This is a genomic window from Shewanella sp. POL2, from assembly GCF_000282755.1.
Taxonomy (GTDB): domain Bacteria; phylum Pseudomonadota; class Gammaproteobacteria; order Enterobacterales; family Shewanellaceae; genus Shewanella; species Shewanella xiamenensis.
Genome location: NZ_AKZL01000020.1, coordinates 44,128 through 60,993 on the forward strand (window position 1 = coordinate 44,128; position 16,866 = coordinate 60,993).

Below are 16,866 nucleotides of genomic sequence, written 5' to 3' on the forward strand. Positions count from 1 at the left end.
TATGCCCTATTTTGCTTGGGTTTCAGAAATAACTTTGGTGGTGACTGGTGCACCAGGACGGATCTTTTGTAATCCTTCCACAATCAACTTATCGCCCGCTTCTAAACCAGCAGTAATACGCCATTGATTGTCGATAACTTCCGCTGTGGTAACAATTTTTGCTTCCACTAGACCTTGATCGTTCACCACCATCGCCACGGCCTGACCCTTAGCGTTACGGGTAATGGCTTTTTGCGGGACTAGAATGGCTTGAGGATCGGTACCGGTATTCAATACAGCACGAACATACATGCCAGGCAGTAAGATGCCATCTGGGTTAGGGAACTCGGCGCGTAGGATCACTGAGCCAGTATTTTCATCCACGCTCACTTCTGCAAATTGCAGCTTACCGTTGTGACCATAAATCGTGCCGTCTTCTAAGACTAGCTGCACGTCAGCGTTATCCGCCGCCTGCAGCTTACCTTGCTTCAGCTTGGCTTTTAGGCGTAACAGCTGAGCACTCGATTGAGCGATATCCACATTGATAGGATCAAGCTGTTGAATGGTTGCCAGAGTTTGGCTTTGGTTAGCCGTGACTAGCGCACCCGCTGTTACACTCGACTTACCGATACGGCCTGAAATCGGCGCTAATACTTCAGTGTATTGAAGATTGATTTTCGCAGTATTGATTGCCGCTTCCGCTACAGTCACACTGGCCAGCGCTTCTTTGTAAGCGGCTTCGGCTTCGTCGAAATCTTGTTTACTGATTGCGTTAGTTTTAACTAACTGCTGATAACGAGCCGCTTTTGCCTTAGCAGAAGCAAGGCTTGCATTTGCTCGAGCTAAGTCAGCATTTGCACTGACAAGTGCAGCTTTATAAGGCGCAGAATCAATTTGATAAAGAGATTCGCCTTGCTTCACATTGCCGCCTTCGACAAAGCTACGCTTAGTGATAATGCCATTCACTTGAGGACGAACTTCGGCTTCAAGAAATGCCTTGCTACGACCCGGTAACTCGACTTGGATAACCTGTGGCTTAGCCTCCACTTTGATTATCCCAACTTCCATGCTCTGCGGCCCCGCGCCGCCATGAGCGGCTTTATCCTCTTGAGGGCTACAAGCTGCCATCCACAACGCCACGCTGATTACTGAGGCAAGTTTAATTGTCTGCCGCATGAGAACTCCTTTAAATTTTAACGCCACCGTGTTCACACAATATGGATGATTTCACGGCCATAATTATAACTAAAATCAAAGCTATTACTTATCGTATACCCTATAAGGATCAACAAGAAAGATAAACAAACAAAAGTGTAAACTAATGAAAATATTCACACCTTTGCCAATACCTTATTAGTAGAATTGTTATCCTATTTAAGAAGTATGTTAACTGTAGATAAGATTGTTAGCGTTATACGATACAAAGCACTTATTCAGCCTACTCTATATCAAAAATGTTGCAAACATGTTTGGCGACACAAATGTTTATACTCGATTAACCTGAGTAAACATTTATTTGATACAGCTAGGGCATATTAGCACAAGCTTTTACATAAGGTTTTGTGCATATATAACCCTTGTGTGGTCATATTGGATCAAGCATGGAATGACCATACCTTGCTATCCGAATGCATACTATTGCTACGTAAATCCTTGTTACAAATGGGTCAGGGAAACGAATAGATATTCAAACCTTTGGACGCGACATTTTATGACCAAGCGTTGTATAGCGCAAATTGGATATTACATTTTGCACCCCATTTAATGAAACTCAGCTTCCCAAAAAAATGCAGTTTTATAAATTACGCTTTTATTGACCCTGTTATTTCGCTGCTTATTCACATTCATTCATATCTTTTCGTTATTGGTTCATCCCAGGCTGCACCGCTATTAACAATTTATTTTTACGATATAGGTGCGCTAACAATTTCCAATCACTTTGAGATGATGATTATGAAGATTCGTACTAAATTGCTGCTCACTGGGGCGTTACTTTCTTTGGCGGCCAGCTCCCACGCTGCTGAAGATAATCAACTCTTTGGTGGCACCCTTAACGGCAATATTAATTTTGCTTCGGACTATGTGTTTCGTGGTGAATCCGAGACCTTAGACGGCGATATTCCGGTCGTCCAAGGCACATTAAGTTGGAACCACAATCAAGGCTGGTATGCTGGGGTATTTAGCTCCAACATTAAGTTTGCAGATCCAAACTTAGAAATTGTTACCGCGCCTTTTATTGGTAAAGCGGGAGAGTTTGGCGATTCTGGCTTTACCTATGATGTCATGCTGTTTTCATACCTTTACCCCGGAGCTTCCTATTCCAACTACACCGAATTATGGCTAAAAGTGGGTAAACAATTCGGTCGAGCCAACCTGCAACTCGAAGTCACCCCAACGGTGGATGACTGGTTTGGTGTCGATGGCTGGCACGGGGTGAACTACGCTCTACACCCCAGCTATAGCTTTGACAACGGTGTAAAAATCTCAGCATCTGTGGGTTATCAAGACCTAACGGGTGATGGTGCTGAAGGTTGGGGCCACTGGAACATAGGTTTAAGCAAAGCCTATTACGGTCTTAACTTCGATTTACGCTACCACGGCAGCACTGTCGACACTGACCATAAAGTCTATGGTACACAAACTGAAATCTTCGATGACAGAGTCGTCATTGGGATCAGTAAAAGTTTCTAATCCTGTTTTTTTGCTTATACGTTCATCCCGCTGCTTCCCTGCAGTACTCCAATTGCTTGAAATATCGAGCCTTGACCAGCCAAATTTGGCTGGTCTTTTTTTTATCTAAATACGATTATCACCCACGCTACAGGCTAACACCCGGCTGATATCCGCAAGACAACGGCCCGACTCCTGTTGCCATTGATTGAACACGGCCTGTACCTGTTTTAACGCCGTTTGCGAGCTAAAGCCGGCATCTACCAGCTTGTGCGCTTTAAAATAGCCTTGCACATCATCGGTTAACAAAAAGGTATCCTTACCGATTCCACGTAAGAAATACGGCCCCGTATTGCCACCGAGACGAGCGCCGCGCTTCTTTAAGAACGCCCAGAGTCCGACGATATCTTCGGTCGGCCAGTCAGCAATCAGCTTAGCCAAGCTGCCATGTTCGCGGGCAATATCATGGATCATCAAAGCATTATCATAAATTGCTTGGGTTTTCTTTAGGTGGCGAATCAAGGTCGCATCCGCAGCGCGAGCTTGGATCTGCTCGGGTGACAACATTAATACCTTCTCGGGCACAAAATGAAAGAAGGATTTTTCGTAAGCAGGCCATTTATTATCGACCACGCGCCAGACAAAACCACTCTGGAACACTTGTCGGCTCATGGCCGAAAGCAGCGTAGCATCATCGTATTGACGAATTTCAGCACTCGTTAGACACCCAGGAAGTAAGGCTTCGAGTCCCTTTTTACCGCCTTTGCGCTCACTCGCTCTGGCATAGATGGATGAGAAACTTTCTAATTGGCTCATGCTGTTACCTTTGATTATCGATATTTCACTAGCGTTTCTAGGCGTTAATAGTACCGAATTTGAGCCCACGGGGATCATTCCGTATGGAAAACCTGTTTTACGTCCATTTCTGGCCCATTGAAGAAATTCCCACTGCACGCATGTTGATACCGACTAAAGTTAAGGCGTAGAGTCAAAAAATGCAGTGGTTATGGGGTCGGTACCTATGGAGCTTTTCTATCATCCGTTATCACGATATTCACAGAAAGTATTAATTGCTCTCTATGAGAAACAAGCGAACTTTTATCCGCGGATCACTGATTTACGCGACCCACTGGCACGCAAGGCCTTCCAGCAATTTTATCCTCCTGGCAAACTGCCATTGCTCAAAACGCAAGAAGGCCAACTGATCCCCGAATCCAGCATTATTATTGAATACTTAGACAGGCATTTTCAAAACGGTACAGAGTTATTACCCGCGGAGGCTGAACGGAATTTGGCGGTGCGCCTATTCGATCGCATTATTGATTTTGATATCAATAACCCACTATTCCAATTAGAAAAATTAAAGTATGCCCCTGATGGGCATGAGTTCGAAATCAAGCAGATTGAAAAACAAATGCTTACCCAATTTCAACGCTTAGATAGCCATCTTAGTCAAAATCATTGGGTGTGTGGCGACAGTTTTACCTTAGCCGACTGTGCACTGATCCCCTGCTTAAGCTACAGCTTTGCTCACTTAAACCTATTGGATTTAGATGAGTTAGTCCGTTATTGGCAACAGGCGCAGCTTCGCGGCGCCTGGACACTCGTGCTTGAAGAAGTGCTACTAGCCGAAATGGAAGAAGACACCGGGATTAGGAGTATTCCCTAGTACCAGCACGCCCTAAAGATTACGTTCTTTCTTTAATTGTAAAAATGCTTTCCATTTCACGACTTCGGGCGGTAATTCTGGAGCCGGATCGGTATAGCCAGCTTCTTTAACTAATACCTCTAAAGGCACTTGCTTACCTTTACACACAAACACACCACGCACATGCACGATACAATGCAGGCCGCGCTCACTGATAAAGCGTTGTTCAATATAGAAATATTTTTCATCCCAGCCCACGACCTTGGTTTCAATCTCAAACTTTTTCAACGGTTTGATATCGCGGATATAGGTAAATTCGGCGGCGTTAACAATTGGCATCCATTTTAATTTGAGGAAGCGCTTCAGCAGCCCCATTTCGGCCAACATATAAGTGCGAGCCAGATCCATAAACGCTGGGTAACGGGAGTTAGTGAGATGGAAATTGATATCGCAATCACTGGGCAACGCGCGATAAGTAATGCGGCTCGTCCCCAAAAAATCAATCTTACGGCAATGGCGCGTGCGCCAAAATAACAACCAAAACAAACGGAAATACAGATTCATATGCAGTCGCCCTAAAAAGAAGAGCCACAGGCTAACAGAGGTCATACCAGAGGGCAAGCGAGATCTAGCTCACAAAAAAGGCGCCATTCGGCGCCTTTTTATGCTCAAGCACAGCTATTTAGTATGGCTTAAGCGGCAATCCCAGAGTGGCGCAGCAGCGCATCAATACTTGGCTCGCGTCCCATAAACTGTTTGAACAAGTCCATAGGCTCAGCAGAACCGCCCATTTCGAGGATATTATGCAGGAAGCTACGACCCGTTTCAGGATTGAAGATGCCTTCTTCTTCAAAGCGGGAAAACGCATCCGCCGACAGCACTTCGGCCCACTTGTAGCTGTAATAACCCGCAGCATAGCCACCGGCAAAAATATGCGCAAAACCATGTTGGAAACGGTTAAATGCTGGCGGAATTAACACGGCCACCTGACGACGCACTTCGTCTAAGATCTGTTGAATACACGCGCCTTTTGCAGGGTCGTATTCGTGGTGCAGTCTAAAATCGAACAGTGAAAACTCGAGCTGGCGCAACATCATCATGCCGGATTGGAAGTTTTTCGCCGCTAACATCTTGTCTAGCATCGCTTTTGGTAAAGGTTCACCGGTTTCGTAGTGACCGGAGATCTCCGCTAAGGCTTCTTCTTGCCAGCACCAGTTTTCCATGAACTGGCTAGGCAATTCGACTGCGTCCCATGGCACACCATTGATACCTGATACGCCAGCAACATCGATTTTGGTCAGCATATGATGAATGCCATGGCCAAACTCATGGAATAAGGTCGTCACTTCATCGTGGGTGAAAAGCGCAGGCTTACCATCAACTGGACCATTGAAGTTACAAGTGAGATAGGCAACGGGTTTTTGTAGGCCATTGGCGGTTTGACGGCGCACACGGCAATCATCCATCCAAGCGCCGCCGCGTTTACCAGTGCGGGCATATAAGTCTAAATAGAAACTGCCTCTGTGCTCGCCCGTTTCGTCAAAAATATCAAAGAAACGCACGTCTTTATGCCAACGGTCAAACTCGGTTTGCTCAACAATCTTTAAGCCAAATAGGCGTGAGACAGTGTAAAACAAGCCAGATAGCACTTTATCTTCAGGGAAGTAAGGGCGCAGCAACTCTTGTGAAATCTCATACTTATGTTGCTGTAACTTCTCAGCGTAGAAACTTAAGTCCCAAGAAGCCATTTCGCTCACACCATAATGCTCCAGCGCAAAGGCTTTTAACTCGGCTAATTCGGCCTTGGCTTGGTCTTTTGAACGCAGCGCCAATTCATTTAAGAAGGCCATCACCTGCGCAGGCGTTTCAGCCATTTTCGTGGCGAGGGATTTTTCGGCAAAGCTATCAAATCCTAATAACTGTGCCAATTCATGGCGCAGTGCGAGGATTTCATCCATCAATGGACCGTTATCGAATTCGCCCGCATTTGGACCTTGATCCGAGGCGCGAGTCACGAAGGCTCGGTAACACTCTTCACGCAAGTTGCGGTTTTCGCTGTAGGTCATCACAGGTAAATAGGAAGGGAAATCTAAGGTAAATAGCCAGCCCTCTAATGCGCGGGCCTCGGCCATCGCTTTTGCGGCCGCTTTAGCTGAATCGGGCAAGCCAGCGAGTTCTGCCTCATCGGTAATTAACTTAGTCCAGGCTTGGGTTGCATCGAGCAGTTGATTGGAAAAGCCGCTGGTAAGTTCAGAAAGACGTTTAACGATTTCACCATAACGCAGTTTTTGCGCATCGTCTAAGCCGATACCCGAAAGCTCGAAGTCGCGTAAGCTGTGCTCAATCACCATCTGTTGTGCTTGGCTTAATTGAGCAAACTCTGCCGATGCACGCAGCGATTTGTAGGCCTCGTATAACCCTTGGTGTTGGCCAACGTAAGTGCCGTATTCGGATAACAGTGGCAAACAAGCATCATGGGCCGAGCGCCATTCATCTGTGCTCACCACTGAGTTCATATGGGAGACGGGTGACCAAATTTGGCTTAACTCATCATCTACTTGCTCCAGAGGCGCGACTAAGTTATCCCACGTAAAAGGCCCAGAGTTTTGCAGCACTTCATCAATCTTGGCACGACACTGAGCAATGGCTTGCTCAACGGCAACTTGAATATGTTCAGGTTTAATCTGTGAAAAAAGCGGTAATGCAGCGCCGTTAAGCAAAGGGTTGCTCATAATGATTCCTCTACAATCTGTGTAGCTAATAAATAAGGGCTTATGTTCAATTTATCAAGGCGAGAAAACCGATTGCTATCTTCGTTTGTAGGCCTAACGCCATTTCATCAATAAAAAAGTGAACCAGCTCTCAATTAGGATTTACACTAAATTTACCCTTTGAATCTTGATAGTTTGATCGCAAATCAAATCCATTCTCATTAACGCTTATATGTATATAGGCTAACATCTGTGCATATTCTATATTTTCAATTAGATTGGCTTATTTATGGCAGCATCAGTTAAATCCATCATTAGCGCCGTAGGCGCCATTAGCTTAGTTTGCTTTAGCCATCCATGTTTGGCCAACGAGAGCTTGGCGCAAACCGAAGGGATATTAAACAGCAAATTATCTGCGGCTAACGTGCCTTTAACTGCTAACATCGATTTAGGCTGGGATAGCAAGTATGTTTCGCAGGGGCGCAATAACTTGGCTAAAGGCGGTATTTATTGGATGAATACCAGTATTCAATACGGCAATCTCACCACCTATGCCCTCGTTGGCCGTGGTGATAGCCAAGCCTATACCGAGTGGAATATTGGCCTAGAATACGCTTTGGATTTAAGTGAACATTTAGAAGCGAATCTTGGCTATCAACGTATTGAAGGCTATAGCAGTAGCCGCTGTCAGGATAACGAACTGTTTGCTGAATTGGCTTACACCGCCAAGCCTTGGCTAGTGCCTTCCGTGAGTTATGTCTACTCCACCGAGGCGGCGGGCTATTTTGTGGAACTGAGCCTACACAGCTATTGGCAAGTAACAGAGCAATTCACACTCTCCCCCTACGTAACACAAGGCGTTGATTTTAAATATCGAACAGAAGAGCACAATGGTAGAAATCATCTCCAGTTTGGGCTAGAAGCAAGCTATAACCTTACCGAGAATATGAATATTAGTGGCCATATTAGCCACAGTATTGCGCAGGCAGATATAGAGCAAGAAGCCGCCACGAATGGCGACTTTAGCTCACAGGATCAAACCTATGCGGGCATCCACTTCAATATCAGCTTCTAAGCGTTACTCGGCCTAACTCCCTTCGGCTTGGCAAACCATTCCCGCCCAAACTACACTCAAGATGTCGATGGAACGACCTTGATTTAGCGAGGCACAGGGAATGTTGGCTCATCAGTTTAAAATACTCACGAACACATTTATTACACTAGCATTTTGTACTCTGCCATCCTTAGCGGCACCCGAGAGCGAGCCTGAATTAGTATTAGAATCTCTGTCAAAAAGTAGCACGACTGACTCACTACCACTGGGGACCCTGCTCGACAGTCAAGGTAAACCGCTGCCCATTCCCGCAGAGCAAAGCGCTTTGGATTATTCGCCTCCCACCGTCAATGTTGACGATGCGTCCCCAAAAACAAAGACCAACAAGACGCAATCCACTAAGACTAAAAATAAAAAATTGAGTCGCAAGCAACAACTCGCCAGCAGAGATAAAGTCGCTAACGATCCTAGTTGCCGTTGGCTTGATGCACGCATGTCACAGCTCGAAACCCAGATCGGCAATAAGCGAGAGCAAGCCGCCGACTATCATATCGATGAGCTCAATGCTCGCAAGCAGGAGTGGCAATGCCTTAAATGCGGCGTAGAAGGACCAAACCCTGATGATTACCATCGCTGCCAATATCGCCGTTAAGCTTAAGCTAACCACCAAGGGATAAAATCTCAGCTTCATGGAGATTTTTTGTGGCAAACCAAGGTCTATACCATGGCGACTTAATGGGCTGGTCTGCAAACCCATTCCAACCTACAATGACCTTCTGCTAATAAGCACCTCATTCTTAGAGTTAGACGGAGAAACTCATGGCTCAACATTTTGACTATATCTGCCTAGGCGCAGGCAGCGGCGGTATCGCCTCAGCTAACCGAGCTGCCATGCGTGGCGCTAAAGTTCTACTCATCGAAGCAAAACATGTTGGCGGCACCTGCGTAAACGTGGGCTGCGTACCCAAAAAAGTCATGTGGTATGGTGCGCATATCGCCGAAGCCATGAACCTCTACGCCAAAGATTATGGCTTTGATGTTTCAGTCAACAAATTCGACTGGAACACCTTAGTAAACAGCCGCGAAGCCTATATTGGTCGCATCCACGAGGCCTACGGTCGCGGTTTTACCAATAACAAAGTCACCCTGCTGAATGGCTATGGCCGTTTCGTTAATGGCAACACCATTGAAGTAAATGGCGAGCACTACACGGCTGACCATATCCTGATCGCTACTGGCGGCGCGCCAACCATCCCTAACATTCCAGGTGCAGAATATGGCATTGATTCCGATGGCTTCTTCGCCCTGCGTGAACAACCTAAACGTGTCGCAGTCGTCGGTGCTGGCTATATCGCCGTCGAAGTCGCGGGCGTGTTGCACGCACTTGGCAGTGAGACTCACCTGTTTGTGCGTAAACATGCGCCGCTGCGTAACTTCGACCCTATGCTGATCGACGCCCTCGTCGATGCCATGAAGACCGAAGGCCCAACCCTGCACACCAACAGCGTCCCACAATCTGTGGTCAAAAATGCCGACGACAGCCTGACTCTGAACCTCGAAAATGGCGAAAGCGTGACCGTTGATTGCCTGATTTGGGCTATTGGCCGCTCACCCGCAACGGGCAATATCGGTTTAGAAAACACCGAGGTGCAACTGGATAGCAAAGGTTATGTAATTACCGACGCGCAGCAAAATACCACCCACAAAGGCATTTATTGCGTGGGCGATATTATGGCGGGCGGCGTGGAACTGACTCCCGTTGCGGTTAAGGCAGGTCGCTTACTCTCTGAGCGCCTATTCAACGGCATGAGCGATGCCAAAATGGATTACAGCCAAATCCCAACCGTGGTCTTTAGCCATCCTCCGATTGGCACTATGGGCTTAACCGAGCCAGAAGCCCGCGCGCAATATGGTGAGGATAATGTGAAGGTTTACACCTCAGGCTTTACCTCAATGTATACCGCCGTCACTAGCCATCGCCAAGCCTGTAAGATGAAACTGGTCTGCGCCGGTAAAGAAGAGAAAGTCGTGGGTATTCATGGCATTGGTTTTGGTATGGATGAGATCCTCCAAGGCTTTGGCGTCGCCATGAAAATGGGCGCCACCAAAGCCGATTTCGATGCCGTTGTCGCCATCCACCCCACTGGTGCTGAGGAATTTGTGACTATGCGCTAAGCGCATGACTCAAGTTTTAAATCAGGCTCAATAGCCTGTGAATGTTGCATTTTATCGAAGCGGTTCTGATATTCTCAGCGCCGCTTTTTTTATGTTCAACGATAAGCCATCAAGCCTATTTATCCGCTCTCAACATCCCACTCTTTCGCCCCAATTATCGGTTAAAAGCACAGGTAAATTTATCAGTATTCAAATCAATTTCTCTTGCTTTATGCCAACCGAAAGTATGCAAACTGGGCATTTCAACTTGATATTTTGCTAATAAAGATCTTATTATAGTTATAGCACTAACTATTATTCACTCTAAATAAATCAAGGAGGCATTATGTCAGCTCAGCATGCTACAGATGAAAACCCCATCTCACAGATCATCCGTTCCACCCGGGAACGCCTTCATGGAACACTACAATATTTCTGCCTGTTCGCCATTCTAAGTACCTATCTCTTTGTCATTTTGAAACCGAGCTTCATTCAAAATAACAAAGCGTTAGGAGGAAAATAATCGATGAATTCCCTCTCTTACGTTTCATTGGCAATTTACTTTATTGCCATGCTCGCTATTGGTTTGTTCGCCTATCGTAAGTCGACCGATGATGTCTCTGGCTATATTTTGGGTGGCCGCCAAGTGAGCCCGCACGTCACGGCACTCTCGGCCGGCGCCTCGGATATGAGTGGCTGGATGCTGATGGGCCTGCCCGGCGCCATGTTTCTAGTGGGGTTTGAAACCCTGTATATCGCCCTCGGATTATTAATTGGTGCTCTAATCAATTATCTAGTAGTTGCCCCTAAATTGCGGGTCTACACCGAGGTCGCCGATAACGCGCTGACTATTCCTGAGTTCTTCGCTAAACGCTTTGGTCAGGCCGATAACAGCATTCGTATTATTGCCGCCGCCATCATAGTGATCTTTTTCACCCTCTATACCTCGGCGGGATTAGTCGCGGGCGGTAAGTTGTTCGAATCCGCCTTTGGGCTGAACTACGACATTGGCCTAGTGGTCACCTTAGCCGTCGTGGTGTCGTACACTCTGCTGGGGGGATTTTTAGCCGTTAGCCTCACCGACTTTGTGCAAGGCTGCATTATGTTTGTCGCCTTGGTCTTAGTGCCTTTCGTGGCATATCAAGAATTTACCAGCGCGGACCGTATGATGAACTTTGCCTATCAGTCGATTCCGCATTTTACCGACGCGATGCAAAATGTGACCCTGCTTGGCTTAATTTCCAGCCTCTCGTGGGGACTCGGATATTTCGGCCAGCCGCATATCATTGTTCGTTTTATGGCGATTCGCTCGGTCGCCGACATTAAAACCGCACGCCGCATCGGCATCAGTTGGATGACAGTGACCATTATCGGCGCCCTAGCGACGGGCTTGGTCGGTATCGCCTACGCCAATAAATTTGGCATGAAACTGTCAGACCCTGAAACCATCTTTATCGTGTTTTCAGAGTTACTGTTCCACCCCTTAATCAGCGGCTTCCTGCTGGCTGCGATTCTCGCAGCCATTATGAGCACGATTTCATCGCAGTTATTAGTCTCGTCGAGTTCGCTGACCGAAGATATTTATCGCACCCTGTCGAAGAAACAAGCGAGCGAGCAAGAGATGGTAAAAATGGGCCGTTACGGGGTTGCTGGTGTTGCCATTGTCGCAACGCTATTGGCGCTTGATCGCTCTAACAGCATCCTCTCCCTCGTGAGTAATGCGTGGGCAGGCTTTGGTGCTGCCTTCGGTCCGCTGGTGCTGTTTAGTTTGTATAAAGCCAATCTCACCCATAAAGCGGCGATTGCGGGGATTATTTCGGGCGCGCTCACGGTACTCTTTTGGATTTATGCCCCCGTGCTTGCCGATGGTAAGGCATTGAGTAGCTTAGTGTATGAGATGATTCCAGGCTTTATTGTCAGCAGCACAGTGATTTATCTGGTGAGCAAATTCGATAACGACCCGTGCGCTAAAACCACGAAGCAGTTCCATCAGGCCGGTCGTGTATTGGCCGAGGAAAGCTAAGGAGGCGTTATGACAGACTCTCCCCGTAAACGTATCGTCGTCAAAGTGGGGAGCGCCTTAATCGCGCCCCACAAGCAAGGTTGCAGCAGCCATTATCTCTTGGGTATCGCGCAGTTTATTACTTACTGCCGCGTCCAAGGTATCCAAGTGGTACTGGTTTCATCCGGCTCGGTTGCCGCTGGGTGGCATCATTTTGAGGGCCAAGCTCAGCCGAGTGTTACGGTGAAAAAGGCCATGGCGGCTGCGGGGCAGGCGGATATGATGGCGACGTGGAATAAGCTATTTGATTTTCCCACTGCCCAACTACTGCTGACCCATGGCGACTTACGTAATCGCGAGCGTTATATCAGTATTCGAGACACGATTTTTAGCCTGCTCGAACACGGTTTAATGCCGATCATCAATGAGAATGATGCCGTTACCGCCGACAAACTTAAGGTTGGCGATAACGATAATCTCTCGGCCATGGTGGCAGCAGCGGCCGATGCTGACACCTTAGTGATTTGCTCGGATGTGGATGGACTCTATAATCAAAATCCCCACGAACATCCCAATGCCAAGTTGATAAAGCAAGTCACTGAAATCAATGCAGATATCTATGCGATGGCGGGAGGCGCCAGCAGCGATGTTGGCACCGGAGGCATGCGCACTAAGATCCAAGCCGCCGAGAAAGCCATCTCCCACGGCATTGAGACCTTTATTATCAATGGCTTTAATGCCGACTCCTTTAGCCAACTGCTAAAGGGGCAAAATCCGGGCACCCTCTTTACCCCCTACGAAAAACCGATGCAGGAACATTTGCATTGGATGACCCACACCTCGCAAGCGCAGGGCGAAGTGATCGTCGAGGATGATTTTGACCTCGCACTCGATCAACACAGCGAGCAATTAACCAGCGATGATGTGGTTGAAGTAAAAGGGGATTTCTCCGTGGGCGACACCATTCTGGTGCGTAAAGGCGATGGCACTAAGTTGGCGAAAGCCAAATCTAACTACAGCAGTTGTCTACTGAGTTTTATTACCGAGCAGGATGATCAGGCGTTTGCCAGTGAATTCCAGCAAAAAACCGGCCCCATCATTTCCGATAAGAATATCGCCATTCTTAAATCCATTTGAGTGGAGAAACTATGAGCCTAATTAAACAAATATCTGCCGATGCCGCCCATGCGGCCCGCACACTCGCCCAACTCGATGAGTCGTTAAAAAACACCGTATTACTGGATATGGCGCGCTCATTAAGGGAAAAAAGTTATGAAATCCAAAGCGCGAACCTGATTGACGTGCACCGAGCGACTCAGGACAACTTAAGCCCTGCAATGGTCGATCGCCTCACGCTGAACCAGCATCGTATCGAAGCAATGGCGCAAGGAATCGAAACCATCGCCGCGCTGCCCGATCCCGTTGGGCGCGAACGTTTTATTGGTAAACGGCCTAACGGCTTATCTATCAGTAAGATGCGTGTGCCACTCGGCGTGGTGTGTATGATTTATGAGGCGCGCCCTAATGTCACCGCCGATGCTGGCGCATTGTGTTTTAAATCCGGCAATGCGGTGATCCTGCGTGGCGGTAAAGAAGCGCTACACACCAGTCAAGTGATCGCCAGCATTTTACAGGCGGTACTGACCGCCTATGGTTTGCCTAAAGCACTTATCAGCGTGATCCCCGATCCTGACCGCGCCCTGATGCTCGAACTGATGCAGCAGCGGGAATTTATCGATCTGATTATCCCGCGCGGTGGCGAAGGATTGATTAATTACGTCACTGAAAACAGTAGCATTCCGGTTATTCAGCACTTTAAGGGCGTGTGCCATTTATATGTGGATAAAGACGCTAATCAAGATATCGCCTTGGATTTGCTGCTCAATGGCAAAACCCAACGCACAGGAGTGTGCAACGCCCTCGAAGGCTTGTTAGTGCATAAGGATATCGCGCCGCGATTCTTGCCCCGCGTCGCCAAAGCACTGGCCGAGCATCAAGTAAAAATCAATGCATGCCCTCCGGCCGCCGCGTATTTCGACGCCTGCACTTATATGGCAGAAGAGGATTTTGGCCAAGAATATTTGGACTTAGAAATCGCCATTCGCCAAGTCGACAGCTTTGAGGTCGCCACCCAACATATCGCTAAGTTTGGCAGCCACCATACCGAGGTGATTTGCACCGACAATGAACTCACCGCGGCCCGCTTTCAACGCGCAGTGGATGCCTCAGTCGTTATGGTGAATGCCTCATCACGTTTTTCCGATGGCAGCGAACTCGGCCTCGGCGCCGAAATCGGCATAGCCACCACTAAGCTACATGCCTACGGCCCCATGGGACTCGAAGCCTTAACCACTGAAAAATATTTGGTTTCAGGCACAGGACAGATTAGAGCTTAGCGATTATTCACAGAACCAGACTGATAGTAGACCGATAAATGATTAAGCACTGGCATCCCAGTGACTCGCCGTGAATATATCCCTATAGGCTCGACGGCGGCATCCATGCCGCCAACGGTCACTTACATGCCAGTGCTTAATCTTAAAGTATGCGTGAAACTAAACACCTACAGAAACTAAACAAAAATATAATTACTTAATTTAATTGAAATATATTTTTATTCTAATGGGTCAAATGTATGCTCTTGGTGGTAACGAAGAATAGTGTACATTTTTGCCACACCATTTATTGTCTGAACTTCAACATCAACGACATATGCAAGCTTGTGCCAAGGCTTAGCAAACCGCTCATCCCCTGCAAGCATAGCTTCTTTCACTGCGTTATTTTCAAATATTACTTTTAACGGTTTTTTTGAAATATCTTCAATTGTCGCCTTATCGCCAGTATGGGACTCTGTATCAAATTTTGTTTGATACCAGTACATTACCTTATTTTTATGAATGTGATCATCAGGCTCTTCAAGACGCTCGAGTTGGCGCTGAATTGTATTTTGGGCGGCACTGGCTTCTTGAGAGTTTATAAAAAACTGGTTAATTACAGTTCCACCGTCAGATACGGTGAAATTAAGTTGAGAACCATGGTCTTTTGCTACTGGCTCTAGAATATTTTTCCATTGTTTCAAGTCTTGCTTGGATATCCCTTTCGGCGGCGTGCCCACTTTACCCAGTAGCCAATCGATGACAGCTTTAGCCTGAGTTGTCCACTCAGAGAGCGACCCACCATTCCATACTAGATGGGAGAATTGGCATCGTAAGAGCTACCAGCTCGACAATGATCGAGCCAGTGCGAACTTCTTTTACAAAAAGCTCCGTACTAGGGTTGTAGTCTTGGTTAGTTTCAGACTCTATAAATCTATGATATTGCTGACTAATACCGAGAAGCGACATTGTAAGATCTGTCAGCACTACAGGGGATTGGTTATTAATTTTGATTTCTAGTTTCTGACTGAAATCTATCTCTATTACGTTCCTGACTTCCATGTATATCCCTTAACAGTGCATTATTAGATTTCTCGTGAAACCCATTAGAAACATCTTAAATGTTATTTTTTTGATAAATTTTTAGTTGTAGCAGCAACTTATCATCTGCCTAGAATATTTTTCAAGGCTTTGTTTTTTGACATAGTTTCACCTCTAATGCCGCAGAATACGGCTCCCCTCGGAGTTGCCGCAGGGCGAATAGGCAAATTGCGTGAGTTCGGTCATGGATGACCGACTAGCTTTCGCAGGTGCATGGACGCATCCTTCGGAAGCGATAGCAAAGTTGGCTATGAGCACAAGGAGCTTTCAACTCCGTTGGGGCGTCATGGAGCATCCAAGGAGGATAGGACGAGCAGTCCTCCTTGGTCGGGTGTGGGGTGAAGCCCCACGACTTTCTCGGCCGCAAAACTCAACGTAAATCAAATAGTGATTTACGCTGCCCCATCACACTGCGATTTCCCCGCTTGATAACAGCTGGGTTGCCGTGGGCAGACGGCGCCGCGGGAGCAGATAAGCCGGGCATCATTTTTAATCCCACGTTCAATCCAGTTGATATTCAATATCTTAGCCACGCTGACGAGATCGCTTTTAATATGCTTGGGAATCGGGACTGAGCCACCGCCAGAGACACAGGCGGCTTTTAAATCATGGGCTATAGAGAGTGCATCTTTACCTTGGGCTTCAATGGCCGGATTCAAATCGATACCGGCACAAAGCACATGGGGGTTGCCCGCCGAGTCTTCGACCTTAATCGACTCGCAGCAGTAAATCCGTGGTTCATTGCCCACATTTAAAATCGAAATTTGCGCCGATGTCCCAACTGAAGGTTCACTGATCATTCTAAACACCGCCCAGTGCTGGCAAGGGTCTTCCACCAGCCGCATATTGCCCCAAGGCAGGGGAATGCCATTACCACGGTAAACGGCTTTGAGTTTGCCCGGCGCATAGGCATCAAAATAATGCCAATGGGGATAAGGCGATACCACAGTCATCCGCCGCATGGCGACCGAAGCCGACACTTGCAGCTGTTTATGTACCTCAATTTCGTAACCGTGGCGGTCGAGTAGCTGCCGATAGGGTACCTTAGGACATAATAAGGCTCCGGCAAAAAAGCTGGACTCGAAGTCGCGCCACGCATGCAAAATATCCTGCGCGTTCAGGGTATTAGATTGCAATCGTCACTTCTTCATCCATCTCCAATTTTCGGCCAG

The 16,866-nt window shown here is 47.3% G+C and carries 14 protein-coding genes and 1 pseudogene; 9 read left to right on the plus strand and 6 right to left on the minus strand.

What is annotated here, in order from left to right:
• Window positions 1-6: 6 nt before the first annotated feature.
• Window positions 7-1,155 carry an efflux RND transporter periplasmic adaptor subunit gene (locus SHEWPOL2_RS07450; protein ID WP_037423834.1) on the minus strand — a complete coding sequence of 383 codons (1,149 nt, stop codon included), beginning with the start codon at window positions 1,153-1,155 and terminating at the stop codon, window positions 7-9.
• A 768-nt stretch (window positions 1,156-1,923) separates the two neighbouring features.
• Between SHEWPOL2_RS07450 and SHEWPOL2_RS07455 the strand changes: the two genes are divergently transcribed.
• Entirely contained in the window at window positions 1,924-2,670 is a 747-nt protein-coding gene (locus tag SHEWPOL2_RS07455) for a TorF family putative porin (protein ID WP_086024003.1), read from the plus strand.
• A gap of 105 nt (window positions 2,671-2,775) precedes the next feature.
• Here SHEWPOL2_RS07455 and SHEWPOL2_RS07460 read toward each other — a convergent pair whose 3' ends face one another.
• Window positions 2,776-3,465, minus strand: coding sequence for a DNA-3-methyladenine glycosylase I (locus SHEWPOL2_RS07460; protein WP_037423837.1), 690 nt, complete (start codon window positions 3,463-3,465; stop codon window positions 2,776-2,778).
• 205 nt (window positions 3,466-3,670) lie between these two features.
• On the opposite strand from SHEWPOL2_RS07460, the gene SHEWPOL2_RS07465 reads away from it, so the two are divergent.
• Window positions 3,671-4,318 (plus strand): glutathione S-transferase family protein, encoded by a 648-nt coding sequence (locus tag SHEWPOL2_RS07465; protein ID WP_037423840.1) that lies wholly within the window; start codon window positions 3,671-3,673, stop codon window positions 4,316-4,318.
• A 12-nt stretch (window positions 4,319-4,330) separates the two neighbouring features.
• Here the strand turns inward: SHEWPOL2_RS07465 and SHEWPOL2_RS07470 are convergent, their stop codons facing one another.
• The gene (locus SHEWPOL2_RS07470) at window positions 4,331-4,861 is read right to left on the minus strand and encodes a thioesterase family protein (RefSeq protein WP_037423843.1); all 531 of its coding nucleotides are present in this window, start codon (window positions 4,859-4,861) and stop codon (window positions 4,331-4,333) included.
• 128 nt (window positions 4,862-4,989) lie between these two features.
• On the minus strand, window positions 4,990-7,029 hold the full coding sequence (gene prlC, locus SHEWPOL2_RS07475) for an oligopeptidase A (RefSeq protein ID WP_037427429.1): 2,040 nt from the start codon (window positions 7,027-7,029) through the stop codon (window positions 4,990-4,992).
• Between the two features lie 268 nt (window positions 7,030-7,297).
• Between prlC and SHEWPOL2_RS07480 the strand changes: the two genes are divergently transcribed.
• From SHEWPOL2_RS07480 to SHEWPOL2_RS07505, 7 genes are all read left to right on the plus strand, one after another.
• A complete protein-coding gene (locus SHEWPOL2_RS07480) occupies window positions 7,298-8,083 on the plus strand; it encodes a hypothetical protein (RefSeq protein WP_037427432.1) in 786 nt (261 codons plus the stop codon).
• 100 nt (window positions 8,084-8,183) lie between these two features.
• Complete coding sequence (locus SHEWPOL2_RS07485) at window positions 8,184-8,714, plus strand: hypothetical protein (RefSeq protein ID WP_037427434.1); 531 nt, start codon at window positions 8,184-8,186, stop codon at window positions 8,712-8,714.
• Window positions 8,715-8,881: 167 nt separating this feature from the next.
• Window positions 8,882-10,237: a glutathione-disulfide reductase gene (gene gorA / locus SHEWPOL2_RS07490; protein ID WP_037427436.1), complete on the plus strand. Its 1,356-nt coding sequence runs from the start codon at window positions 8,882-8,884 to the stop codon at window positions 10,235-10,237.
• Between the two features lie 325 nt (window positions 10,238-10,562).
• The gene (locus SHEWPOL2_RS23025) at window positions 10,563-10,739 is read left to right on the plus strand and encodes a hypothetical protein (RefSeq protein ID WP_166485368.1); all 177 of its coding nucleotides are present in this window, start codon (window positions 10,563-10,565) and stop codon (window positions 10,737-10,739) included.
• 3 nt (window positions 10,740-10,742) lie between these two features.
• Window positions 10,743-12,239 (plus strand): sodium/proline symporter PutP, encoded by a 1,497-nt coding sequence (gene putP / locus SHEWPOL2_RS07495; RefSeq protein ID WP_037427438.1) that lies wholly within the window; start codon window positions 10,743-10,745, stop codon window positions 12,237-12,239.
• A 9-nt stretch (window positions 12,240-12,248) separates the two neighbouring features.
• A complete protein-coding gene (proB, locus tag SHEWPOL2_RS07500; protein ID WP_037427439.1) occupies window positions 12,249-13,355 on the plus strand; it encodes a glutamate 5-kinase in 1,107 nt (368 codons plus the stop codon).
• Between the two features lie 11 nt (window positions 13,356-13,366).
• Window positions 13,367-14,614, plus strand: coding sequence for a glutamate-5-semialdehyde dehydrogenase (locus SHEWPOL2_RS07505; protein WP_037427440.1), 1,248 nt, complete (start codon window positions 13,367-13,369; stop codon window positions 14,612-14,614).
• A gap of 218 nt (window positions 14,615-14,832) precedes the next feature.
• On the opposite strand, the gene SHEWPOL2_RS23175 is transcribed toward SHEWPOL2_RS07505, so the two are convergent.
• Entirely contained in the window at window positions 14,833-15,297 is a 465-nt protein-coding gene (locus SHEWPOL2_RS23175; protein ID WP_239642747.1) for a hypothetical protein, read from the minus strand.
• 789 nt (window positions 15,298-16,086) lie between these two features.
• Window positions 16,087-16,866 (minus strand): annotated as a pseudogene (locus SHEWPOL2_RS07515) (DUF3612 domain-containing protein); the annotation flags it as partial.